Source organism: Limosilactobacillus sp. (assembly GCF_022482365.1).
GTDB lineage: Bacteria > Bacillota > Bacilli > Lactobacillales > Lactobacillaceae > Limosilactobacillus.
Genome location: NZ_JAKVPE010000001.1, coordinates 355,097 through 379,706, shown reverse-complemented (window position 1 = coordinate 379,706; position 24,610 = coordinate 355,097). Strand labels below are relative to the sequence as shown.

At 54.1% G+C, this 24,610-nt stretch carries 23 protein-coding genes; 6 read left to right on the top strand and 17 right to left on the bottom strand.

The window, feature by feature from the left end; translation table 11 throughout:
- Positions 1–5: 5 nt before the first annotated feature.
- Positions 6–695, top strand: a complete 690-nt coding sequence (locus tag LKE23_RS01825) for a TVP38/TMEM64 family protein (protein WP_291977811.1) — start codon at positions 6–8, stop codon at positions 693–695.
- Positions 696–750: 55 nt separating this feature from the next.
- Here LKE23_RS01825 and LKE23_RS01820 read toward each other — a convergent pair whose 3' ends face one another.
- The 3 genes from LKE23_RS01820 to LKE23_RS01810 all read right to left on the bottom strand — a co-directional run bounded on the left by LKE23_RS01820 (position 751) and on the right by LKE23_RS01810 (position 4,059).
- Positions 751–3,243 carry an excinuclease ABC subunit UvrA gene (locus LKE23_RS01820; RefSeq protein WP_291978306.1) on the bottom strand — a complete coding sequence of 831 codons (2,493 nt, stop codon included), beginning with the start codon at positions 3,241–3,243 and terminating at the stop codon, positions 751–753.
- 101 nt (positions 3,244–3,344) lie between these two features.
- The gene (locus LKE23_RS01815; RefSeq protein WP_291977810.1) at positions 3,345–3,683 is read right to left on the bottom strand and encodes a fluoride efflux transporter FluC; all 339 of its coding nucleotides are present in this window, start codon (positions 3,681–3,683) and stop codon (positions 3,345–3,347) included.
- Positions 3,676–4,059, bottom strand: a complete 384-nt coding sequence (locus LKE23_RS01810) for a fluoride efflux transporter FluC (protein WP_291977809.1) — start codon at positions 4,057–4,059, stop codon at positions 3,676–3,678. The genes LKE23_RS01815 and LKE23_RS01810 overlap by 8 nt, the downstream gene beginning before the upstream one ends.
- A 119-nt stretch (positions 4,060–4,178) precedes the next feature.
- Between LKE23_RS01810 and LKE23_RS01805 the strand changes: the two genes are divergently transcribed.
- Complete coding sequence (locus LKE23_RS01805; RefSeq protein WP_291977808.1) at positions 4,179–4,571, top strand: VOC family protein; 393 nt, start codon at positions 4,179–4,181, stop codon at positions 4,569–4,571.
- Positions 4,572–4,621: 50 nt separating this feature from the next.
- Here LKE23_RS01805 and LKE23_RS01800 read toward each other — a convergent pair whose 3' ends face one another.
- Positions 4,622–6,361 carry an ABC1 kinase family protein gene (locus tag LKE23_RS01800; RefSeq protein WP_291977807.1) on the bottom strand — a complete coding sequence of 580 codons (1,740 nt, stop codon included), beginning with the start codon at positions 6,359–6,361 and terminating at the stop codon, positions 4,622–4,624.
- A gap of 148 nt (positions 6,362–6,509) precedes the next feature.
- Here LKE23_RS01800 and LKE23_RS01795 point away from each other — a divergent pair, with 148 nt between their 5' ends.
- The gene (locus tag LKE23_RS01795; RefSeq protein ID WP_291977806.1) at positions 6,510–7,877 is read left to right on the top strand and encodes a hemolysin family protein; all 1,368 of its coding nucleotides are present in this window, start codon (positions 6,510–6,512) and stop codon (positions 7,875–7,877) included.
- A gap of 56 nt (positions 7,878–7,933) precedes the next feature.
- Here LKE23_RS01795 and LKE23_RS01790 read toward each other — a convergent pair whose 3' ends face one another.
- From LKE23_RS01790 to LKE23_RS01765, 6 genes are all read right to left on the bottom strand, one after another.
- Positions 7,934–8,767: an alpha/beta fold hydrolase gene (locus LKE23_RS01790; RefSeq protein WP_291977805.1), complete on the bottom strand. Its 834-nt coding sequence runs from the start codon at positions 8,765–8,767 to the stop codon at positions 7,934–7,936.
- A gap of 10 nt (positions 8,768–8,777) precedes the next feature.
- Positions 8,778–9,665, bottom strand: a complete 888-nt coding sequence (locus LKE23_RS01785; RefSeq protein WP_291977804.1) for a 3-hydroxyacyl-CoA dehydrogenase — start codon at positions 9,663–9,665, stop codon at positions 8,778–8,780.
- Positions 9,666–9,812: 147 nt separating this feature from the next.
- Complete coding sequence (locus LKE23_RS01780) at positions 9,813–10,244, bottom strand: CopY/TcrY family copper transport repressor (protein ID WP_291977803.1); 432 nt, start codon at positions 10,242–10,244, stop codon at positions 9,813–9,815.
- A 122-nt stretch (positions 10,245–10,366) separates the two neighbouring features.
- Positions 10,367–12,166: a DNA helicase RecQ gene (gene recQ / locus LKE23_RS01775; protein ID WP_291977802.1), complete on the bottom strand. Its 1,800-nt coding sequence runs from the start codon at positions 12,164–12,166 to the stop codon at positions 10,367–10,369.
- Between the two features lie 117 nt (positions 12,167–12,283).
- A complete protein-coding gene (gene preA, locus LKE23_RS01770) occupies positions 12,284–13,573 on the bottom strand; it encodes an NAD-dependent dihydropyrimidine dehydrogenase subunit PreA (protein WP_291977801.1) in 1,290 nt (429 codons plus the stop codon).
- A complete protein-coding gene (locus LKE23_RS01765) occupies positions 13,566–14,804 on the bottom strand; it encodes an FAD-dependent oxidoreductase (protein ID WP_291977800.1) in 1,239 nt (412 codons plus the stop codon). The genes preA and LKE23_RS01765 overlap by 8 nt, the downstream gene beginning before the upstream one ends.
- 246 nt (positions 14,805–15,050) lie before the next feature.
- Here LKE23_RS01765 and LKE23_RS01760 point away from each other — a divergent pair, with 246 nt between their 5' ends.
- Entirely contained in the window at positions 15,051–15,704 is a 654-nt protein-coding gene (locus LKE23_RS01760) for a LuxR C-terminal-related transcriptional regulator (protein ID WP_291977799.1), read from the top strand.
- Between the two features lie 54 nt (positions 15,705–15,758).
- Here the strand turns inward: LKE23_RS01760 and LKE23_RS01755 are convergent, their stop codons facing one another.
- From LKE23_RS01755 to sufC, 7 genes are read right to left on the bottom strand one after another with little or no spacing between them, the layout of a single operon-like run.
- Positions 15,759–16,652 carry a helix-turn-helix domain-containing protein gene (locus LKE23_RS01755; protein WP_291977798.1) on the bottom strand — a complete coding sequence of 298 codons (894 nt, stop codon included), beginning with the start codon at positions 16,650–16,652 and terminating at the stop codon, positions 15,759–15,761.
- Between the two features lie 10 nt (positions 16,653–16,662).
- The gene (locus LKE23_RS01750; RefSeq protein WP_267201442.1) at positions 16,663–16,995 is read right to left on the bottom strand and encodes a metal-sulfur cluster assembly factor; all 333 of its coding nucleotides are present in this window, start codon (positions 16,993–16,995) and stop codon (positions 16,663–16,665) included.
- 20 nt (positions 16,996–17,015) lie between these two features.
- Positions 17,016–18,425: a Fe-S cluster assembly protein SufB gene (gene sufB / locus LKE23_RS01745; RefSeq protein ID WP_291977797.1), complete on the bottom strand. Its 1,410-nt coding sequence runs from the start codon at positions 18,423–18,425 to the stop codon at positions 17,016–17,018.
- Entirely contained in the window at positions 18,425–18,880 is a 456-nt protein-coding gene (gene sufU, locus LKE23_RS01740; RefSeq protein ID WP_291977796.1) for a Fe-S cluster assembly sulfur transfer protein SufU, read from the bottom strand. The genes sufB and sufU overlap by 1 nt, the downstream gene beginning before the upstream one ends.
- Entirely contained in the window at positions 18,867–20,105 is a 1,239-nt protein-coding gene (locus LKE23_RS01735) for an aminotransferase class V-fold PLP-dependent enzyme (protein ID WP_291977795.1), read from the bottom strand. The genes sufU and LKE23_RS01735 overlap by 14 nt, the downstream gene beginning before the upstream one ends.
- A complete protein-coding gene (gene sufD / locus LKE23_RS01730; RefSeq protein WP_291977794.1) occupies positions 20,086–21,375 on the bottom strand; it encodes a Fe-S cluster assembly protein SufD in 1,290 nt (429 codons plus the stop codon). The genes LKE23_RS01735 and sufD overlap by 20 nt, the downstream gene beginning before the upstream one ends.
- An 11-nt stretch (positions 21,376–21,386) precedes the next feature.
- Entirely contained in the window at positions 21,387–22,184 is a 798-nt protein-coding gene (gene sufC, locus LKE23_RS01725) for a Fe-S cluster assembly ATPase SufC (protein WP_267201437.1), read from the bottom strand.
- Between the two features lie 227 nt (positions 22,185–22,411).
- On the opposite strand from sufC, the gene LKE23_RS01720 reads away from it, so the two are divergent.
- Complete coding sequence (locus tag LKE23_RS01720) at positions 22,412–22,615, top strand: FeoA family protein (protein WP_291977793.1); 204 nt, start codon at positions 22,412–22,414, stop codon at positions 22,613–22,615.
- Between the two features lie 2 nt (positions 22,616–22,617).
- Complete coding sequence (gene feoB / locus LKE23_RS01715) at positions 22,618–24,606, top strand: ferrous iron transport protein B (protein WP_291977792.1); 1,989 nt, start codon at positions 22,618–22,620, stop codon at positions 24,604–24,606.
- Positions 24,607–24,610: the final 4 nt, after the last annotated feature.

The following is a 24,610-nucleotide window of genomic DNA, read 5'->3' as shown; positions in this document are numbered from 1 at the left end:
CCCGCATGAAAAAATACCTTAACAAACCCACCCTGATTGGTGCCGGTATCGTCGCCGCACTGCTCATCCTCTTCCTGATTTACCGGGACTACCGGCCGGAAATTGCATTGCTGCTCAACCCGACCCACCACAACCAACAGATTCTGCTCAAACTGATCCGTAGCCACGGGGCCTGGGATATGCTCCTGTTGCTGATCCTGATTGCCATCTTCAATGCCATTCCGGGGATGTCCAATTCGGTCGTCTGCATCTTTGCCGGCCTCTGTTACGGCCCCGCCGTTGGTTTTTTGATCAACTGGTGCGGCAATGTTCTCGGCAACTGTGCAGTCAAAAACCTGATTGCTAAGATCGACCTGTCCAAGCGGGCCAAGAAGTCGAAGCTGCTCGGCTACCTGCTGAACCAAAAGCACCCGTTGATTGGGCTGACGATTGGCTACATGATCCCGATCATCCCCAGCGTCCTGGTCAACTTCGCCTGCACCCGACTGAAGGTCAGCCGCAAACAGTTCTTGCCGATGGTGGCCATTGGTATGGCGCCAACCTCCTTTATCTACGCCTTTGGTGGGGACGCGATCTTCAAGGGCGATAGCAAGCGAATCATTGCAGCTGTAATTGCCATCGTGATCGTCCTGCTCTGCTACTTCCTGGTGAAAAAGATGATTAAGAGCAGCAAGACGAAACGACAGGCAGCCTAGAAAATAAAATGGATTTGCGCTCTCGCAACTATCATGCGGGATTGCAAATCCATTTTTAGTTAAACCGTCCCCAGTACTCCGCCAGGTAACGCGTCGTCAGACTGGTTGGCTTTTGAACCAAGTCAAGTGGCCGTCCCTGGGCAACGATTCGACCACCATTGATGCCACCACGGGGCCCCAGATCGAGCAGGTAGTCGGCGTTGACAATCAGGTTTAGGTCGTGGGTAATCGTCACGATCGACGCACCCCGGTCAAGCAGCTGTTGCATGACACCGAGCAGGGTCTTGACGTCGAGGGGATGGAGGCCGATCGTCGGTTCATCAAAGACGAAGAGCGTCTCCCCCTGGTCACGATTGAGGTGCTTGACTAGCTTGAGCCGCTGGGCCTCACCACCGGACAGGCTTGGTGTGCTTTCGCCCAGGTGAAGGTAGTCGAGGCCAACTTCTTGAAGCAGCTTCAATTCCCGTTCAATCTTCGGCGCCCGCTTGAACACCGGCAGGGCTGCGGCCACGTCGAGTTTCAACAAGTCGACGATCGAGTAGCCGTGCCACTTGACCTCCTGGACAGCCTTGTTGTAGCGATCACCGTGGCAGACGGGACAGGTTTGCTGCATATCCGGCAAAAATTGGATGTCCAGCGTCACAACCCCGCTGCCCCCACAATTCGGGCAGGCTCCTTGTTTGTTATTGTAGGAAAACCAGCTTGGCGTGTAGTGCTTTTGCTTTGCAAGGGGCTGGTCGGCAAAAAGCCGGCGAAGGTTGTCCATGATGCTGGTGTAGGTGGCAACGGTCGACCGCATCGTCTTGCCAATCGGTGCGGCGTCCACACTGACAACCTCTTTAACCGGCGTCTCCAGCTCCTTGACCTGCCGTGGCAGGCCGAGCCCCGCGGCCTGGGCCTTGATTGCTGGAACGAGGCTATCGAGAATCAGACTAGTCTTCCCCGCCCCAGAAAAGCCGGTGATCGCCGTCAGCCGATTGAGCGGCAACTGTCCCTGAACATCCTTTAGGTTGTAGTAATTCGCAACGCGGAACTTAATTTGGTCCTTGGCCGCCGCGCTTTCGAGCGGTCGGGCCAGTAATTTTGCCTGGCCATTAAGGTAGGGGCCGATCTTTGACGCCGGGTCATCCGCTACCTGAGCAGGTGTCCCCTCGGTTAGGATTCGCCCGCCCTGTTCGCCGGAACCGGGGCCGATCTCAATGATCCAGTCCGCCGCCTTGATGATGTCGACATTGTGATCAACGACCACCAGGGAGTTGCCCTGGTCGACCAACTCGCGGAAGACGTTCAGCAGGCCGCTGACGTTGTCGGGGTGAAGACCAATCGACGGCTCATCGAGGATGTAGAGTACGCCGGTTGTCGCCGTCCGTAGCGTCCGCGCCAGCTGGATTCGCTGCAGTTCCCCGGTCGACAGACTATTACCGTTCCGTGACAGGGTCAGGTAGTCTAGCCCCAGTTCAAGGAGCGGTCGCAAGTTGTCGTCGAACTCCTTAAAGAGCGAATCGGCCATCTTCTTCATATTAGCAGGCAGGCTGGCCTGAACCTTTTTCTTCCAGTCTGGCAGCTCGCCCAAGGTTAGGTCACTGACCTGCGCGATGTTTAGCCCACCAGCCACTTGATTCAGCAACTCCGGCTTGAGTCGGGTCCCGTGACAGACCGGGCAGGTCGAATAGTGGAAGAATTCGCTAATCCGCTTCTGAGCCCGCTCACTCTTGCTGGTCCGCGCGGATTCCAAGACGGCTTCGTGAGCGTTCTCATAGAGGGCGTTGAAGTCGTGAAAGACCCGGCCGGTCCCGGAGCGAAAGTCCATCCGAAACTTCTTCTTCGGTCCGTTTAAAACAAAATCCTTTTCCTTATCCGTCAGGTCTTTATAGGGAACGTGGATCCGGACTCCAGCCTGTTGGGCCACGCTTGGCATGAAATTCCGACCTGGCAAATGCCAGGAGGCCACGGCCCCATCTGCCAGGCTGAGGTTGGGGTCACCGATCAGCTTGGCTTCATCCAGTTCCCGCACCCGACCGGTCCCCTGACAGCGTTCGCAGGCGCCGGCGGAATTAAAGGCAAAATCCTCGGCACTGAAGGCAGAAAAGGTCACGCCGCAGGTTGGACAGGTCAGCTGCCCCATCGCGTCGTCGCCCTTGCTCATCGCCTGGGCAATTGCCAGGCTCGGCTGCAACCGGTGGCCATTCGGACAGACCGGCGACCCGAGCCGGGAGAAAATTAGCCGAATGACGTTGAAGGTTTCACTCATCGTCCCGACGGTGGCTCGCTCGGACGGGATCGCTGGCCGCTGCTTGAGCGCCAGGGCCGACGGGATGTGCTTAACGCTGGTGACATCGGCTTGGGCACCCAGCTTGATTCGCCGCCGGGTGTAGGTCGAAAGGGCCTCAAGGTAGCGTCGCGAGCCCTCTTCGTAGAGAATACCCATCGCTAGTGAGCTCTTGCCCGATCCCGACAGGCCGGAGATCGCCACGAACTGATGGAGTGGAATGTCAATGTCGATATTCTTAAGGTTATGCACCCGGGCACCACGGACTTCAATCTTCATCGGTAGTTTTTGCTTTGCTTCCGTCAAAAAATCATCCCATTTCACAAAATTGCTATCCCCAGCATAAACCATCCACCGGCGGGACAGTCAAGTAAAAACGGCTACAGCTGCATCCCCAGCCAGGCAAGGGCTAGTCCGCCACCGTAAGAAAGCAGCAGATAGGCAGCGAGGGCGGTCCAGCGGCGTTCATCGATCATCGCCACCAACTCGGTATTGAAGGTCGAAAAGGTCGTGTAGCCACCCAGCACACCAACACCCCAGAAGGTCATCGCGGCCGAACCCGGTGTTAGGTGGCCGGTCAGAATTCCAAGGGCAAAGGCACCACTGAGGTTAATCACCAGGGTCGCTAGCGGCCAATCAATCCGCTGCCGCTTCCAAAGGGTCGTCAGCAGGTAACGCAAGACGGCACCGAGCGCCGCCCCGCAGCCAACGTTAATCATCGGTCGTCACCGCCCTTTCCGCCAAGCGTTTGGCAAGAACAAAGCCCAGCCAGGCCATAGCCAACCCGCCGAGAGCACTTGCTAAGAAGTAAGCGCCGGCGATAAGAACACTTCCCTGTCCCAGCTTGACGGTTGCTGTTGCAAAGGACGAAAAGGTCGTAAAGGCGCCAATCAGCCCGGTGCCCAGGCCGGCATCCAGCCAGCCGGCCAGCAAGTCGCGGTCGATGACGTAGTAGGTCAAAAAGGCCAGCAGGAAGCAGCCCAACAGGTTGGCAACTAAAATACCAGCACTAGAAAAGTACTCGCTGAGCAGATCACGGCCAATGCCCCCGAGAAAGGCAAAGGCAGCAACACTCAGCATGTTTTTTAATTTCAAAACACTCACTCCTATCTGAAAACAGCCTTTTAATTGTACATTTATCGCCGCCCATTGCCAAGTCGGCAGCAAAATCAGTATAATCAAGGCAGACTATTTTAGAAGAAGAGGGTTTTAACATGAAAATGCGCCGAATTGACCACGTCGTCCTGACCGTCAGCGACCTGGAGGAATCAATGCGCTTCTACCACGAGGTCTTCGACATGCCGGTCATTGAGCAGCAGACCACCACCGATGTGATTACGTTGCGGTGTGGTCACCAGCTGATCCGGCTTCAAAAGGCCGATCGTGATACTGCGCTGAAGGCCCCGCACCCGACAACTGGTGCCGCCGACCTCTGCCTGGTTGCCGGTGACCAAGTCGACGATATCCTTCACCACCTGCGCAGCTATTATGTTGACGTGGTCGAGGGGCCAGTCCAAAAATACGGCTCCGAGGGTGAGATGACCTCAATCTACGTCCATGATCCCGACCAGAATTTAATCGAGATCGCGGTTTATAAGAACAAGTAAATGAAAAGCGACGCCCGATAAATCTGTGAATTTATCGGGTGTCGCTTTTCTTATTTATTCCGGTTTCGCCAGTTCTTCCAGCGATGATAAAACTCACTGATTACCAGGGCACAGATGACAATCAGGGCGATCGAATAGCCCACGACCCCCAGGTGGAAAATGTGGGGATGGCCATTGCTGCCCTCGACAAGAATCGATGACCCCAGGATGACCGCTGCCAGGATGATCACAATCAGCAGCCGGTTGGTGATCCGCTCCACCTGCTTGACCAGCCGATCCTGCCCGCGGTAGCTGAAGTTGACCTGAGCGTCCCCGTTGGCAATCGTCTCCAGGGTCGCACTGAGCTTATCCGGCAGCTTGGTCGTCTCGCTGGCTGCCGAATAGAGGCTGATCAGGCCGTCATCCAGTGTGTCGCGCCAGTTGAACTTGCGTTTTAAGTACTGCAGCCCGAACGGCCGGGCCACCTTCATCATCGAGATGTCTGGATCCAGCTTGGCCACCGTGCTCTCCAGAACGCCAAAGGCCTTGATCAAAAGCGTCACCTCGGGCTTCATCTGGAGGTGATTCTTTTGACAAAGCTGGACAATCTGGTAGAGCATCGTCGTGAAATCAATCTCGCCAAGGCCCATCGACAGGTAGGGATGAATGAAGCTGCCCAGTTCCTTTAAGAATTGTGGTTCGTCCACCGAACCGGTCTTGTTACAGATTGCCAGGACCGCCTGGCCGATCCGCCGGGTATTCTTCGTGGTGATCGCCAGCACCACATTGGCAATCCCGTCGGCCATTGTCGGCGTCAGGGTGCCCATCATCCCAAAATCCAGATAGACGATTCGATAGTTCGGCAACGGTTCCTCCTGGGTGTACTGGATGGTGGCCGGGCCGACCGTTGCCTGATGATTATGGGTTGTCTTCATCACCGACTGATCCGCCACCTCCCGAATCAGGATATTGCCAGGATGGGGATCGGCGTGAAAGAAGTGATCGACAAAGACCTGCTTGAGGAAGTTCTTGACTAAGACGTTGGCAATGTACTTGCGCTTTGCCTGAAGAGCTTCCTTCTGATCGGCCGGATCCTTGGTCGCATCGCAGAGCACCCGAACGCTCTCTCCCTTCATCTCCTCGTTGACCAGAATCTGGGGCGCACAGTATTTGGCATAGACCCGCGGCACCGTGATGATGTCGTCCCCGTTATTCAGTTCGTAAAAGCGCTGACCGTTGTGCACCTCGTTCATGGTGTTGACCTCGCTGAGTAGGGAGGTGCTCAATTCGTCCAGAACCTTATTGAGGTCGACGACGGTGACGTCGGTAGGCACGTAGCGCAACAGCTTCACCGCCCGCCGCATCAGAGCAATGTCGGTGTTAACCAGTTGGCTCACCGCCGGATGTTGAATCTTAACGACCACCGGCGTCCCGTCCTTTAAAATTGCGTGGTGGACCTGGCCGATGGAAGCCGAGGCAAAGGACTCGTGGTCAAAGTGCGAAAAGACATCGGTAAGCTTCTTGCCAGTTTGATTCTCAAAAGTCTGCTGAACGCTTTCGAAGGGGTCGGCCTTGACCTGATCCTGGAGTCGGCGCAGCTCCTTAATGTAAGCCGGTGAGACCAGGTCCGAACGGGTCGAAAGAATCTGACCAAGCTTAATAAAGGTCGGACCGAGTTCCTGAAGGGCCGCACAGACCTCTCCGGGATTAGTCTGGTGGTAGAAGTTGCTGAGAAAGTGGTGGCGACGCATAATCGCCATGATCTCCCGCAGCCGCTGGCTCTTATTAATATCGTTGGTTTCGCTGGTCATTTTCCCTCATCCTTTATCGCGTTTGATTCACCTTTCATTTTACCGCAGAATCGGCCGCGCTTCGCCACAAATATGTAGTCACCGGGAGCGGAACTTGCTACAATAGAGGTTGAAATATCAAACGAAAGACTAGGAGAATCTATCAAATATGAGTGAATTATGGTCTTCATATTGGTTTAAGCTAATTGTTATCATTTTAATTCTGTTGCTGGCAGCGCTCTTTACCCTGCTGGAATACTCAGTCGTCAAGGTCCGGCCGAGTGAATTAAAGGAATTGAAGCAGACCCGGAAAGTTAAGCGGGCCGAGCACATGGTCGCCAACTTAAACGAGTACCTGTCCACCGCCCAGGTCGGGGTCACGATGACCTCTCTGATCTTAGGGTGGATTGGTGACCAGTTCATTACCGATCTCTTGATGAAGATCACGATTGTCCCGGCCAGCGTTCGGGAAGTCATCTCCCCAATCCTGGGTGTGCTGATCTTCACCTTCTTCCACGCCGTCTTCACCGACCTGGTGCCAAAGAACATGGCCATCGACCGGCCGGTGCCAATTCTGCTGTCGATCGTCCACATCGTCCAATTCTTCCACACGATCTTCTACCCGTTCGTCTGGCTCTTTGCCGTCGTGGCGGCGCAGATCACCAAGATGCTGGGTTACAACGTCCAACCGGAAGAGGATACCTACTCACAAAACGAAATTGTGACCCTATCCCGCCAATCAGAAAAGGCCGGTGAAATGGACAAGGAAGATGTCGTCTTCATGCAGCGGGCCTTTGAGATGAACGACAAGGTCGCTGAGGACATCATGATCGACCGGACCCAGCTTTCGGTCATCGATATCAAGGCTAAGGTGGCCGACGCCGCTCAGCTGTACTTTGAAAAGAAGTTCACCCGGTTCCCGGTCGTTGCCAATAACGACAAGGACCACATTCTTGGCTACATCTTCTCCTATGACGTGATGCGGCAAAACCAGATCAACCCTGACCAGTCAATCCGGACAATCATGCGGAAGATCCCAATCGTCTACGAGAACGAACGGATCACCAAGGTCCTGCAGACGATGATTAAGAAGCAGGTGCCAATTGTTGTTGTCCAAGACGAGTACGGTGGGACCTCAGGGATCATCACCGACAAGGATATCTACGAAGAGCTCTTCGGCACGGTTGGTGAAGAAATTGACCACGCCACCTCGGACATGATTGAAAAGAAGGGGCCGGACTCCAAGGGAAACCCAACCTACGAGATTTCTGGCAAGATGCCGTTGGATGACTTCGAGCGCTTCTTCCACACGAAGATCGAGCAGTTCGAAAATTCCGAAGTGACGACCTTGACCGGCTTCTTCCTTGAGCGGCAGTATGATCTCAAGGTTGGTCAGCCAATCAGAGTCGACAACTTCTCCTTCATCCCGTTGGACCTGCAGAACGCCTACGTAAACAAGTTCAAGGTCATCTACATCCGGCCAAAGAAGAAAAAGCCGGCAACGGACGAGGATAATCAAGATAAGGAAGAAAAATAAAATCATAAAGATAGCCCCTAAGCAAATTTAACTGCCTAGGAGCTATCTTTTTTAAGTTAGTATTTTCGTTCCGTCATCCACTCATCAATCTCTTTAAAGACTTTCCATTTGATTTTAGAATCATTCAGGACTTCATGCATTACAAATGGGTAAACATGCATTTCTTTATCGGATGAAGATATCATGTCAAAGGCTTCAAAACTATCCTGGTAATTAACCTCTGCGTCAGCTACACCTTGCAGGAACAGTATTGGGTCAACAAGTTTATTTAAATTTTTTCTGAGGTCCAGGGCACCGTTCCAGAGAGCATTATTCATTATACCAACCGTTGCTTCCTTGAGGGTCCGCTTGTTAGTCAGAAAATGGTCAACAACCCGCTGATCGCGATTAATACCACCCGTATCAACATTTGGAAAAGTCGCATGCTCTTCTCCCTTCATGGGGAGGGGAAGCCCCTTTGACCGCTTGGAAAGAGAAACTGGCGAGCTCGCGATTATCCCATCAACCGTGTTTGGAAATTTGGTTCCATACAAGAGGCAAGCTTCTCCGCCCATGCTGTGGCCAATTAAGTAGGTTGGCAAGTCCGGATAAGCATTGCGAACGTGCTTTACCAGCATTTGAAGTGGCTTCCAGAGGTCTTCTGCAGATTTCATGTAACCATGCTCACCGGTCGTTTCACCATGACCAATTTGATCGTAGCGGAAGACATTATAATTATGGCTTAAAAGAAAACTCGTCAGCGTGTCATAGCGTTGTGCGTATTCTCCCAAGCCATGACTAATGATGACATTGGCATAGGGTGTGTCAGCCAGATTAGTAATTGTATTGATTAGAATATTTGACTGGCCGTATTTTATCTTTGAAACAACCTCTTCGCTATAGAAACTCATCATTATCACCTTACTTAGTCAAAAAATCGTCCTGTTCGAACTCCGGGTTCGGATAGTGGTAAAAGCCCTCACCGGACTCTTGTCCCAGTTTGCCAGCATCAAGCATCTGCTTAAGGCGCTTGGCGGCCCGTTGATAGGTTTGATTGTCCGGTTCCGCCTGCAGCTCGTTGGTGGTAATCTGGTAGGCCGTCCGCAGGCCCACCATGTCAAAGAGCATGAACGGGCCAACCGATGCCCCCTGTGAAATAATCCATTCCCGGTCAATGTCCTGTGGCGTTGCATAATCATTTGCCCAAAGGTCCAGGGCGGCATTGAACCATGGCGTTAAAAGCGTGTTGCCGATGTAACCGGCCTTTTCCTTTTTGATATGAACCGGGACCATTTTCATCTTCCTGGCAAAGGCAATTACCTGTTCAATAACCGCTGGGTCCGTGCCCGGATGGCCCATGATTTCGGCACTATTGTATAACCGGATTCGGTTGGCAAAGTGCATGTTCAAGAAACGAGCGGGATCAGTAACACTGTCCTTAAGTTGACTCGGCGTAAAGGTCGAGGAGTTGCTGGCAATGATCGTCTTTGTAGAAACCTCCTGGCTAATCTCTTTTAAGAAGCTCTTTTTGAGATCAAGCACTTCCGGCAGGGCTTCAATGATCAGGTCTGCATCAATCTTCTCCGGCAGTTGAGAAATGTAGCTTAGGTTGGCAAGCCCATTATCAAACTGCTGATCGGTCGTCTTTAAGTCCTGTTTATAGCCAGCACGCAGGGTTTCTATCCGCTTTTGCACTTTTTCGGGATGCAAATCATAACTAGTCACTTTAAAGCCTGTGTAGGCCGCTTGATAGGCAATCTGACTTCCTAGGACGCCCCCGCCCGCAACGAAAACATTTTGAATTGACATCTTTGTCCTTCCTTTCTCCGGTAACGTTTTCATTCAACATCTTGATCATAAAGTCACAATGCTTCTTTGTAAATTAACGGTTTTTCAAGGGGGCTTAACCTCTAGTTAACGAAAAAAGCTCAGGGCAAATGCTTGCCCTGAACCTTATTAGCATTTCATTTTCATTCCCGGAACACAGTTGCATTCAACCTCATCCGGGGCGGTTGCGGCCTTGTTTTTGAGAGCCTCCTGAAGCTTGGCAACATCGGCCTTGCTCAGCGTCGCATGATTAATAACGTGCTCCAGGGTCGTCCCCACCCGACGCTCACAGATGCTGGAGAAGAGCCCGTCAGCCACCTCGTCCATCGTTGATTGCTCAGCTACCAGGGGATGATAGATAAATCCCCGTCCCTGCTTGGTCGTCGCCAGGGCTCCCTTGGCGACTAGCCGTCGCAGGAGTGTCTTCACCGTTGCCGCTTTCCAATCGACCTTCCGTTGCAGGATCGTGGTTAACTGACTGCTGGTGGTTTCCCCCAGGGTCCAGACGATTCGCATCACCTGCCATTCGGCCGGTGTGATTTCCAATGCCGTTTCTTCCATCGGGATCCTCCTCTCTATCGTTTACATTCGTAAATATATTCTACCACTTGCAGGAACGAATTGACAGTATCCTTCTCGGCATGTATCGGTTTGCGGAAAGTTTCTTTCCATCCATCTCTTCACTAGTTCTGCTTTTCAGCCAAATAATCCGCGATTACCTTCATCATCACGTCTCCATAGCGTTTCAACTTTGCTTGCCCAACACCGTTGACCTCTAGGAAGTCAACTGCCGTCTGGGGTTTCTGCCGAGCCATGTCGTGAAGGGTCCGGTCGGAAAAGACAACGAACGGCGGTACCTCCTGTTCGTCCGCCAGTTCGCGTCGCTTCAGGCGCAGCATTTGGAACAATTCGGCTTCTTCTGGAGTCTCCGCGACCTGGGTGGCCTTCTTTTGCGGCCGTGGTTCAACCCGCCGGCTAACCCGGGCGGCACCCGCCAACACTTGGCGACCCTTTTGACTGACCTTAACGATCGGGTACTGACCGCCCTCCATTGCCAAGAAGCCGGTGGCGACCAGGTAATCCAGCAGACTGCCGGCCGCGGCCTGGGAGTATTTTTCCAAGCCATCATAGTACTCTAATTCGTCGGCACCGAGCTGCTCAATCCGCTGGTCATGAGAGCCCGTCGCGACCTTGACCACTAGCGACTTACCAAAACGGCCGTGGAGCTCGTCGACTACCGCGATCAATACCTTGGCAGCTGCCGTCACGTCCTCCATCTCCCGTGAGTCGGTACAATTGCTGCAGTGGCCGCAGGGCTCACACTCCTGGCCAAAGTACTCGACAATTTGTTGCTGCAGGCACTGTGGCGTGTTGGCATAGGCCGTCACCGCCTGCAGCTTCTTGTATTGCACCTCACGGTATTCGTCATCAGCAGTCGACTGGTCGATGAAGCGACGGTACTGCTGGATGTCGTTGGCGTGATAGTACATGATCGCCTCGCTCGGCAGGCCGTCTCGTCCGGCCCGGCCCGCTTCCTGGTAATATGATTCCAGGTTTTTCGCGCTGGTGGCGTGGAGAACGAAACGAACGTTGCTCTTGTCAATCCCCATCCCAAAGGCATTGGTAGCCACGATCACTGGGACCCGGTCGTACTGAAAATCGTCCTGGACTCGTGCCCGGTCTTCATTGCTCATTCCCGCATGATACATTGCGACATTAAAGCCGCGATCGGTTAGGTAGTTGGTCAGTGACTCGACCCGCTTGCGGGTGTTGGCGTAAATGATTCCGGCTTCACCCTGGTGATCCTTTAAGTAGGCCGCAAGCAACTGCCGAGTACTGGTCCGGGGATGAACAACCCGGAAGCTAATGTTGGGCCGAGTAAAGCTGGTAATCACAAAATTCTTCTGGGAGATACTGAGCTGGTCACCGATGTCTTCCTGTACCCGGGGCGTGGCGGTCGCTGTTAAGGCGAGTACCACTGGGTGTGACGGCAGCTTAGTCACCGCTGCGTTTAACTGTCTGTAAGCCGGTCGAAAATCGTGTCCCCACTGGGAAATACAGTGGGCCTCGTCAATTGCCACCAGGCTGACGTTGATAAAACTCAGCTGGTACTGGAAATAATCCATCGCCAGCCGCTCGGGCGTCACGTAGAGAAGCTTGGTCTCGCCGTTATAAGCGCTGCGCAGGAGCGGATTGACCTCTTCACGCGGGGTCGCGCTATTGAGGGCACCGGCGCGGATGCCATTTTGACGTAAGGCGTCTACCTGATCCTTCATTAGCGAAATCAACGGCGACACTACGATCGTCACCCCGGGGCTAATCAGGGCCGGTATCTGGTAGCAGAGTGACTTCCCACCCCCGGTCGGCATTACCGCCAGGGTGTTCTGCCCTGCCAGCACCTGATCAATTACCTGCTCCTGCCCCGGGCGAAAGTTCTTAAAGCCAAAATGCTCCTGCAATACTTCTAATGGACGATTAGTCATGACACATTACCCCTCTATTTTTGCTCTCACTAATTATATACGTTAAATCTCCCCATTTGTATTTTTTAAATTCAAAAAGGACCAGCCAAAACTGACTAGTCCTCATACGATTCCTGCTTAATTTGATTGTGCCGGATGGTAGGTGTGCAGCCGTTGTGAGCCGACATCGATTTCGTCCGGATTGCCTTCCCGGCCCGGTTTCATCTCCACGATGCCCAGCTTGATTGCACCAACCGGGCAGACCAGAGCACAGAGTTGACAGCCGACGCACTTGCTCTTGTCAAAAGTCGGCAGACGCTTCTCATCATCCCAGCCAAGTGCCTGGTGAGCCCCATCCTGACAGGAAATGAAGCACCGTCCACATCCAATGCACTTGTCCCAATCAATCTCTGGGTAAACCTTGTAGTTCCGGTTGAGCTTATTCGTTGCGACGATGTTCTTGTTAGCCAGCCCAACCAGATCGGATAGGTGGTCGACCCCCTGTTCTTCCATGTAGTGCATCAGGCCGTTCTTCATATCCTCAACGATTCGGTAACCGTATTGCATGATCGCAGTCGTAACCTGGAGCGTCGTTGCTCCCATCAGGATAAACTCGGCGGCATCTTCCCAGGTCTCAATGCCCCCGATCCCGGAGATTGGCAGCTGCTCCAGCCCGGACGCGGAACGCAACTGCTGGAGGAAGCGGAGGGCAATCGGCTTGACGCCCTTCCCGGACAGGCCGGAGACGGAGGACTTGCCATCGATATTCGGCAGACCGACGTGCTTATCGAGGTCCACGTTAGCCACCGACTTCACGGTGTTGATCAGTGAGAAACCGTCGGCACCACCCTCGAGACAGGCCTTGACGACCGGCACCATCGTAGTTATGTTTGGCGTCATCTTGGCCATCAGTGGCAAACTGCTGCCCTTCTTGACAGCGATGCAGTCCTGCTTGCATAGCTCAGGGTTAGTCCCAACGTCCGAACCCATCTTGTGCGAGGTCATCTGCGGACAGGAAAGGTTCATCTCGATCATGTCCGCGCCGGCCTCCTCAACCTTTTTGGCCAGGTAGGTCCATTCCTCATCATTCTCACCCATGATTGAGGCAATCAGAACCTTGTTTGGGTACTCAGTCTTCAGCCGTTTCATGTCCGCCAGGTCCTGCGCCAGGGTGTGCTCAGACAGCTGCTCCATGTTCTTGAAGGCCACGAACGGCGTATCCTCCTTGGTCAGCTCGTCAAACCGCGGCGAAACCTCATCGATGACGAAACGATCGGTCGAGATCGTCTTGTAGACAATCCCACCCCAGCCGGCGTCAAAGGCCCGGGCACACATCTCGTAACAGTTGCCGACGGGTGACGACGACAGGCAGAACGGGTTCTCAAAATGAACCCCTAAAAAGTCAACGGATAGGTCTTTATTAATCATTATTCTGGCCCCCTAATACACGATCGATTTCTTCAGCGACTTCCTTCCCCTTCTGAACGGCGAACACCACGGTCTTATCACCATCAACGATGTCCCCGGCGGCGAAGACTTGTGGGTCCTTGGTGTGGTAGCGCGCGTCTCTGAATGGAATCTCATTGTGCTGGATGTCGATGTCCAGCCCGGTGGCGTCAACCTTTTGACCAACCGCCAAAATAATCTTGTCGGTGGTAATCGTCAGCTCACCGTCAATCTTCCGGTGCTTGAAGGTGACCCGGTTTTGGTGCACTTCCTGTGGTGCATAGCCATCGATGATCGTCACGCCAGCCGCCTGGGCCCCGGCCAGTTCCTTTTTAGAAGCTTTAAATTCGGCAAATTCTTCGTAAACCACGTCGGTGACATGAGGTACGCCCAATTTCTTCAGCGTTGTAACCACGTCCATGGCCACGTCCCCGCCACCGATGACCAGGACGTTGTCGGGCACGTCAATCTTGCCCTGGTTTTCCTTTGCTCGTGACAGGAAGGAAATAGCAGATTCGGTGCAGATGTTGTGTTCAAACATTGGAATCGTCTTGGCGGCACTGGCACCAATGGCCACGATGACGGCGTCGTGCTCCTGCTTCAGCTGGTCCATTGTAATATCCGTGCCGACCGCAACATTGTAGTGAATCTTGGCACCAAGGTTGACGATTCGCTGAACTTCGTAGTCAACGATTGCTTCCGGCAGACGGTACTCCGGGATCCCATAGGTCAAATAGCCACCGGCCTTGGCCTGCTTTTCGTAGATGTCAACTGCGTAGCCCTTTTGCCGCAGGGTCGTGGCGGCCTGCAGTCCGGCCGGGCCACTACCGATGATCGCCACGCTCATCCCGTTATCCTTACCGGGATGCAGGATCTGCATGTTCTCCTTGCGCTCCATATCAGTGACGTAGCGCTGGATTCCGCCGATGTCAATCGGCCCATCGATCTTGGCCCGCGTGCAGGCACTCTCACAGTAGCGTTCCGTCGGGCAAACACGGGCACAAATTGCACCGAGGGCGTTGTTTTCCCGGATGGTCTCTGCCGCTCCCTTGACGTTGCGGAAGCGAACGCTGCGGATAAATTTAGCAGGGTTGGTGTGCGCCGGACAAGCCTTCGAACACGGTGCATCTTCACAAAGCAGGCAGCGTGCCGCCTCCTGCATCACCGTGGACATCGTGTAGCCCTTAGGTTCCTTAGTATATTCTGAGGTCATGTGGACTTCCTCCTTCAGATTACGGATCATGTCAACGACATTTTTGTGATTAATATCACTTACTACAATATTAATAATACAGTTTAACCGCTTACATGGGAATTAGGGAACTCCCTCGGTGTCCACGCTCACTTATTATTATCAACAATAATATTCAATATAAAATTGGAATATTCCACTAATTTAACCATTTGGCTACTACGGACAATACGTTATAATAAAGAAAAAAGTGGTAAGGTGATTTGTTTGAAAAACGTGCTGATTGCGGACGAGCAGCCGATCGTTCGCCTGGGATTAACAACATTAATCGACGGGTTGGCCGACTTCCAACTGGCGGACCAGGTGGCTGACAGCGCCGACGCATGCATGCGACTGGGCCAGGGTGATATCGACATTGCAATCATGGGACTGACGCTGCCGCCGGGAGAAAACGGTCTTGTCACCATTCAACGAATTCACGACCTCTTCCCCGCTGTCCGGGTAATGATCCTTTCCCACCACGAGGAGCAGGAGATCGTCAACCGGGCGATTCACAACGGCGCCCTGTCTTACATCTTCAAGAGCTCCCCAACCAGTGAAATCATTGCCGGCCTGACCAGCCTGGCCAGGGGCGAACTCTACCTCGACAACAACATCATGATTACGGGCAAGGATCGGCAAAAAATTCAAGCAACCACCGCTAGGCCTGAATTGGCGTCTTTTCGTGAACTCTCCAAGCGGGAACGGGAGCTTTTCCCCTTCATCGCGCTCGGCTATTCGAATAAGGAGATCGCGAGCCGTCTCTTCATCTCGACGAAAACGGTCGAGGCCCACAAAGCGAAGATCATGCATAAACTTGACCTCCACAATCAGGCGGACCTGATTCGCTTCGCCATTCGTCACCACTTAATTACAGTTTAAAAAGACACCACGGCAGGTGAGAGAATTAAATTTCTCACCTGCCGTGGTGCGTTTTTAGTCATTATTGACAATTTCGTTTTCGAAGTTTTTCCTGATCGTTGCAACCTGAACTTCAACCACCTCACTGTGATTGAAGCGGGCAAAGACCATTGCTTCGGTCAACAAGCGGCGAACAGAGTCGATCGAACCCCCGGCCTCAATTGCATTGTTGGCCTGCAGCAACTTGATCCGTGGCAGAAAATAGGTCACGTGCTGGGCCGCACACATCCCGATCGCCTGGTCCAAAACCTTATTGGAGATCGGCAGACGGTGATTGAGGGCGTGGTACTCGGCCGCGTAGTAGGTCATCATGATTGTCCGCAAATAGCGCAACCGCTCCGCTTTTGACCAGTCATCGCTGGCATTTTCCTGCAGATAGGTGATCACCTTGGCGAAAAAGAAGTCAGCGTGGTCCATCGAGCCCTGTCGCGCGTAAAGGATCCCCGAACCCAGGTAGGCCAGCTGCGAAAAGATCGTCTGGTGTTCCTCGTCCAGCTCATCAAGGATTTTTGTAAAGTTGAAGAGCGTGGCGGAAAGCTGACCACTAGTCAGGGCGCCAATCATCCCCTGCAGGTAGTAGTATTGCATCTGGTCCTGCGGGGCCGCTAGGTTTTCTGGAGCCACCTTTTTCAGCAGACCAATGGCCTGGGGAAAGCGTTCCAGCATCAGATGCTGCTCCGCCGTGTCCATCAGGCGCCGCAGATAGCGCAGCGAAGAGGCATCGTCTTGATTCAGCTCGTCGATAGTCAACCCCAACCGGCGGCAAAGCTGTTCCAGGATTGAAAGCGACGGAACCTTCCCGCTGTTCTCAAATTTACTGAGGGTCGATTGGGTACAGATTCCCCGACTGAGCTCAACCTGGGAATAACCCAGGCTCTTGCGCTGCCGCACAAACTTTTGAATATCCATGGCGCACTTCCTAGCCGTGAATGCCCAGGGCAATCTTGGCAAAACGGCTCATCCGGGAAATGTCCCAGGCTGGTTCCCAGACCAGGTTGATCTTGCAGTCGTCCACCCCGTCGACCGACAGCACGGCAGACGTAATGTCCCGGTTTAAAATGTCGCCCAGTGGACAGCCCATCGTGGTCAGGGTCATCGTCACCGTACAGGTCCCCTGATCGTCGACGCGGACATCATAGATCAGGCCGAGGTTGACCAGGTCGATGCCCAGTTCGGGGTCAATGACCTTCTCTAGTGCGTCCATGACCTGGTTTTCGATTGCCGAGTAAGGCTGGTCCTGTCCTTCTGCCATTCTGATTCCTCCATTCGCTATTAACCGATCGAGCCTTCCATTTCAAAACTGATCAACCGGTTCAGTTCAACCGCGTATTCCATCGGTAATTGCTTCGTAAAGGGCTCAACAAAGCCCATGATGATCATCTCGGTGGCCTTGGCCTCGGAAATCCCCCGACTCATCAGGTAGTAAAGCTGTTCCTCCGAGATCTTGGAAACCTTGGCTTCGTGTTCCATCGCCACGTGGGCGTTGTCAATCTCGTTGTACGGGATCGTGTCCGAAGACGACTGGTCATCCATGATGATTGTATCACATTCGACGTGCCCCTTGGAGCCGTCAGAATGCTTGGTAAAGCGGACGGTCCCCCGGTAGTCGGTTGAACCCCCGGTCTTGGCAATCGATTTGGAAACGATTGAACTGGAGGTGTTCGGGGCATTGTGGATCATCCGGGCACCGGAGTCCTGGTGAATTCCGTTGCTGGCCACGGCAATTGAGAGCATCGTCCCCCGGGCGCCCTCACCATTCAGGTAGACGCTTGGGTACTTCATCGTCACCTTGGAACCAAGGTTACCGTCGACCCACTCCATCGTGGCGTTTTCCGCGGCGGCGGCCCGCTTAGTTTCTAGACTGTAGACGTTGTCCGACCAGTTCTGGATCGTCGTGTAGCGGCAGTAGGCGTCCTTGGCCACGTTGACCTCAACAACGGCCGCGTGGAGGCTGTCGGAGGAGTAGTTTGGTGCCGTGCACCCTTCCACATAGTCCACGCTGGCGCCCTCATCGACAATGATCAGGGTCCGTTCAAATTGCCCGGTGTTTTCGGCGTTCAACCGGAAGTAGGATTGAATCGGTGTCTTCACCTTAACGCCCTTTGGCACGTAGATGAAGGAGCCACCGGACCAAACCGCACCGTTCAGAGCCGCAAACTTGTTATCGGCCGGTTGAACCAGCTTGCCGAACCACTTCTTAAAGAGGTCCGGGTACTTCTTCAGTGCCGTATCGGTATCGGTGAAGATGATGCCGAGTTTTTCAAACTGGTTCTTCATGTTGTGGTACACCACTTCGGACTCGTACTGGGCAGAAGCCCCGGCCAGGTACTTCCGCTCCGCCTGGGGAACCCCGAGCCGGTCAAAAGTCTTTTTCAGGTCTTCGGGCACGTCATTCCAGTCGCGGAACTTCTTGTCGGTCATCTTCTGGTAGTAGAGCATGTGATCGAGGTCCAACCCCGACAGGTCCGGGCCAAACTTCGGCATTGGCAGTTTCTTGTAGATCCGGTATGACTTCAACCGGTAATCAAGCATCCACTCCGGCTCGTGCTTTTCGGCCGAGATTTTGCGGACGACTTCCTCCGTGAGGCCTCGCCCCGTGGAGTAGACCGGCTTAACGTCGTCGTGGAAGCCGTACTCGTAATTTTCGTCGCCAACAATGCTGGCTGCTGTTTCCTTACTCATTAATCTTCCTCCTCGTTACCTTGCTTAAGCAGTGCCCGCTGCAGCGCCCACCAGGACAGGGTTGCACACTTGATCCGGGCCGGGAACTCCATGATGCTGGTCAGGATTTGTGCATCCCCCAGCTGCTGGAGATCAGCATCCGAATGCTGCTTGCCGATCGCCATATCGGAAAAGGTCTTGGCCATGCTGAGCGCCTGGTCAACCGTCTTTCCCTTAACGGCCTCGGTCATCATGCTGGCAGAGGCCTGGCTGATGGTGCAGCCTTCCCCGGTGTAGGCGATGTCTCTGATCTTGCCATCGGCCACGTCCACCTGCAGGTTAATCGTGTCGCCGCAGGTCGGGTTATGGAGGGTCATAGCGTTGGTCGCCGTTGGCAGCTTCCCCTTGTTGTGAGGATGGTTGGCATGATCCAGAATCACTTCTCGGTATAATCCATTTAATTTAGAAAGTCCCACCGTTAAAGAACTCCTTTGTTTCCTTGATTGCTTTGATTAATTGGTCGGCATCCTGCTTGGTGTTGTAGAAGTAGAAGCTGGCCCGGGCGGTAGCCGTCAGTCCCAGCTCTTCCATTAATGGCTGGGCGCAGTGGTGACCTGCTCGTACGGCCACCCCGTCCATGTCCAGGGCGGTGGCCACGTCATGCGGGTGCAGGCCGTTGAGGTTAAAGGCGATCACCCCGGTATGGTGGCTAGGATCCTGGGGTCCGTAGACGGTCACATAGGGCAGCTCTTCCAATTGGGGCAGAACGTAGTCGACCAGGTCTTGCTCAGCTTGCTGGATATTTTCCATTCCCAGTTCATCCAGGTAATCAACCGCGGCACCCAGGCCAACGGCGCCAGCAATATTTTGGGTGCCGGCCTCGAATTTAAACGGGATGTCCGCCCAGGTACTTTCCTGCCGGTGAACGTCACCAATCATTTCGCCCCCGTACTGATACGGTGGCATTGCTCGCAGGAGATCGGCCTTGCCGTAAAGCACCCCGATTCCCATTGGGCTCATCATCTTGTGGCCGGAGAAGGCGTAGAAATCAACGTCCAAAGCGCTCACATCGACTGGCATGTGCGGTACGGCCTGGGCACCGTCGCCAACAAGGACGGCACCGTGGGAATGAGCTAATTCGGCTAGCTCCCGCAACGGGTTCACCACACCGAGAACGTTGCTAGCGTGGGCCACCGCCACGATCTTGGTCTTGTCGGTAATCTGACGTTTAGCATCATTCATGTCGAGCTCGCCGTCAGGAGTCAGCCCGATGTACTTCAGGGTCGCCCCCTTCTTGATGGCCAGCTGCTGCCAGGGGATCAGGTTGCTGTGGTGCTCCATGATCGAAATCACGATCTCATCCCCGGCGTGGACGTTCTGCTCACCATAGGTCGATGCCACCAGGTTTAACCCGTCGGTGCAGCCCTTGGTGAAAATAATCTCGTCCGAAGACTGGGCGTTGATGAAGTGTTGAACCTTTACCCGTGCCTGCTCATAGTCCTTTGTTGCTCGTTCCGCCAGGGTATGAACCCCACGATGAACGTTGGCATTGTCATGCTGGTAGAAGTCCATTAGCTTCTGCAGCACCGGAGTTGGCCGCTGAACGGTCGCGGCATTATCCAGGTAGACCAAGCGCTCGTCGTTGACCCGCTGGTCGAGAATTGGGAAGTCGGCCCGCGCCTTATTGATACTGTTGGCCATTAGCAAGCTTCCTTTCTAGAATATCAATCATCTGGTTACGAACATCCTTGGATGGGATGGCGTTGAGCACGGCGCCCAAGAAGCCCCGGATAACCATCCGTTGGGCCTGCGGGCGCGGGATTCCCCGGCTCATCAGGTAGTACATCTGGTGGGGATCAACGGGACCAACGCTGGCGGCGTGTCCAGCCTCAACGTCATTTTCGTCAATCAGCAGGATCGGGTTTGCATCCCCACGGGCCTGTGGGGACATGATCAGCACCCGGTTTTGTTGGTCGGCCTTAGAGCCGTGGGCACCGTGGATGATTTGACCAATCCCATTGAAGATCAGTTCGGAATCTTCCAAAATAACGCCCCGCTGGTTAATCAGGCCGGTGGTGTGCTTACCCCGGTTGGTAACCCGGTTGTTGATCCCAACCTTTTGCTCGCCGGTGGTGACGGCAATCATCTTGGAATTAGCGTAGCCGCCCTCACCGAGCAATTCGGAATCCATGTCGCCAACCGTGTCGCCATCGTTCATGATGCCGACCGCCCATTCGACGTGGGCATCTCTGCCGATGTCCGCGCGACGCTTGAAGTAGGTATGGGAATGCTCGTTCAACTCGTCCAATGAGGAGAAGTCAATTTCACTGTTTTCCTTGGCAATCAGTTCGATCATCATGTTGGCGGCGTTGTCGACTTCACCAACCGCGGACAGGTGCTGAATGAACTTGACCTTGCTGTCGCGGTCCGCGATCACCAGAATGTGGGAAAGCAGTGGCGCGGTTTGGGTGTTATCCTGGATCAGTTCTGCCTCGATCGGCTTATCGATCACCACTCCCTTGGGCACGTAAAGGAAGAGCCCGGCGTTGAGGTAGGCGGCATGATAGGCTGTCAAAAGATTTTCTTCCGGTTTGATGGCGGACATGAAGGAGCGATCAAAAAGATCGGCGTGCTCCCGGGCAGCCGTGAAAATGTCAGTTAGGATCACCCCTTTTTCACGCAGTTGGTCGGGGATGTGCAAGTGAATGGTGGTCTGCCCAAACTGGGTCACTTTGATCACTTCATCATCCTTGCTAGTAGCTGGTACTTGCTTTTCATCGGATCGCAGCCAGGCCAGCGGCTGGTCACTGATTAATGGCCAATCCTGATACTTAAAGCGCTGCATCCGTGGCAGGCGAAGTTTCTCCATCAAATCCCGAGCCACAAGCCGGCGCTGGGTGAGCGTGGCTGGCTCCTGATTTTCCCGGCTGGCCGCTTCTAATTGGGCCCGCGCTTGTTCTAATTCAGTCATGAAAGTGCCCCCTAGTCTTCATCGTCCACGAGCTTAATGTTCAGGCCGAGTTCATCCCGCAGGCCGGCATAACCCTCGTCTTCCAGTTTCTTGGCCAGTTCGGGACCCCCGGTCTTGACGATCCGGCCATCCATCATGACGTGTACGGTGTCCGGCACGATGTAGTTCAGCAGCCGTTGGTAGTGGGTGATGATCAGGGAACCGAAATTGTCACCGCGCATCGAGTTAACCCCCTTGGCAACAACCTTCAGGGCATCAATGTCCAGACCGGAATCAATTTCGTCCAAGAGGGCAAAGCTTGGCTCGATCATCAGCAGCTGGAGGATTTCGTTACGCTTCTTTTCACCACCGGAGAAGCCCTCGTTGAGGTAACGCTCGGTCATCGATTCGCTCATGTCCAGCAGTTTAAGATTCTTGTCCAGCTTCTTGAGGAAGTCCATCACCGAAATCTGGTCGTCTTCCGGCCGGCGGGCATTGATGGCGGCCCGCAGGAATTCGGCGTTGGTTACCCCTTGAATTTCTGCCGGGTACTGCATGGCAAGGAAGAGTCCCTTGCGCGCCCGTTCATCCACTGGCATGTCCAGAATGCTCTCACCATTGAGCAGGATGTCCCCCTGAGTGACGTGGTAACTCGGTTGACCCATGATCGTCTGAGAAAGAGTCGACTTACCGGTACCGTTTGGACCCATGATGGCGTGGATCTCACCCGTGCTCATCTTCAGGTTGACCCCCTTGAGGATCTCCTTTTCCTGCTTCTTTTCTTCGTCCTGAACTGAAACGTGTAAATCTTTAACTTCTAGCGTTGCCATCGATATTCCTCCTGGCATAATAGTCATTCCAAATATTCTTATTGGAAATTAGTAAAATCAGCTATTTTATATTATAGCAAACGCTTTGAAGATTAAAATAGTTTCGACAAAATTCTTAAAACCGCTTTCGCACGGGCAAGTTCACGCGTATAATACAATATAGCATTATTATTTTATATATTTTTGGAATATTGTTTCATATGAACAATTAATGAAGGGGTGCTAGCATGCAACAAGAATACATTCTCCAGTCCTTTGAGGGGGTCAATAAGCCCACCGTCATCCGTCTTCACAACCTCGGCCTCTGTATCGGCTGTCGGATGCAAGTTGTTCAGCGCTACCCCTTCCACGGACCAGTAATTATTGAGGCCCACCATCAGCGAATTGGCCTGCGCTACCGGGTCTTTGCCCGATTGCTTGCGGAGGAATAAGCATGGCGACCGTTGCACTAATTGGCAATCCAAACACGGGGAAGACGACCCTTTTCAATTCGCTCACTAATAAGTATGAGTACGTCGGTAACTGGGCCGGGGTAACCGTTGAAAAGAAGCAGGGGCAACTTAAGGATGCGGACGTCACCCTCGTCGACCTGCCGGGGGTCTACTCGCTGGATCCCCTTACCAAGGACGAATCCGTGGTCGCCACCTACCTGATGCAGAACCAGCCGGACCTAATCCTCAACATCACTAATGCCAGCCAGCTCCAGCGCAATCTCTTGCTGACGATTGAGGCCTTAGAGCTCGCCCGGCCGACCGTCCTCGTCTTGAACATGATCGATGATTTGCGCCGGACCGGGTACGACTACGACCTGGCAATTCTTCGGCAGCGCCTTGGCTGTGCGGTCATTGAAACCAATGCCCGCAGCAAGGAAGGCGTGGCGGATGTTCGCAAGGCGGCAATTGAGTACCGGCAACGGCCCACTAAGCGGCTGGCGATCAACTATCCGCCAATGATTGAACAGGCAATTCGCCAGGCCGAAGAAGCTCTGGCAGCCGATTATCACTATTCTGCAACCACCGCTCACTGGCTGGCGATTCAGTTCATCAACCAAAACAAAGTGATCCGCAAGTACGCGGCCGACAAGGATCTCCAACCACTGCTCAATCAGCAGCGCTACTACGACCAGCAGGGATTCGCCGATCGGATCTTTGCCGCCCGTCAGGACTTTATCGAGGAAACCATCAAGGCGGCCCGGAAGCCGGTGGGTAACAGTCACGACCATCACCTCACCAGCCGGGTCGATCGGGTGGTAACCCACCCCGTCTGGGGGCCGCTGATCTTTGCCCTGATCTTCTTTATCATGTTTAAGCTCTCCTTCGACTGGGTCGGCACCCCACTTTCCGACCTGCTCGATGGCTTTCTCTCGGGGCCCGTCTCGACGACCGCCAACCACCTCCTGATTCAGGCCGGGGCCCTGCCCGCCCTGCGCTCCCTCGTGGTCAACGGGATCATCGCGGGGGTTGGCGGGGTGCTCGCCTTCATCCCGCAGATTTTCATGCTCTTCGCCTGTATCTCGATTCTGGAGGACTCGGGCTACATGGCCCGGGCAGCGCTGGTGACCGACCGGCTAATGCAGCTGATTGGTCTCAACGGCAAGGCCTTCATCCCGCTGATCATCGGTTTTGGCTGCAACGTCACCGGGATCATGGCGGCCCGGACGATCGAGCAGCCCAAGGAACGGTTGATCACCACCCTGATCATGCCCTTCATGAGCTGTTCCGCCCGGCTGCCCATCTACAGCCTAGTCGTCGCCGCCTTCTTCCCACGCCACCAAGCCCTGATCGTTTTATCGGTCTACTTCTTAGGAATTGCGGTGGCTCTCCTGGTGGCTAAGTGCTACCAGGTCGCCTTTCACGTCCGGCAGGGGTCGGTCTTCGTAATTGAATTGCCCGAATACCACCTGCCCCGCCCGGACATCATCTGGCACGGCACCTGGGACAAGGGCAAGGGCTTCATCCACAAGGCCGGTACGATCATCTTTGCCGGAACCGTTTTGATCTGGTTCTTATCCAGTTTCGGCACCAGCGGATTTGTAACCGACTCGACCCGCAGCTTTGCGGCAGACCTGGGCCGGTGGCTGATGCCACTCTTCCGTCCCGTTGGTTTTGCCCACTGGCAGGTCATTTCCGCCCTCTTCACCGGGATCCTGGCCAAGGAAGTCATCACCTCCAGCATGATGGTGATGTTCCATACCAGCAGCAAGGCCTTTCTGATCGCCGCCCTCGGGCCCTTCATGTCCCCGGCCGGTGCCTACGCCCTGCTGGTCTTCATTCTGCTTTACGCCCCGTGCTTCGCGACGATGGCCACCATTAAGCAGGAGACCGGCTCGACCTGGTGGATGATCTACTCGATGCTCTCCAGCCTTGGCATCGCCTACCTGGTCGCCTTTCTGACCTACCACATTGCCCTACTGATCGTCTAGGAGG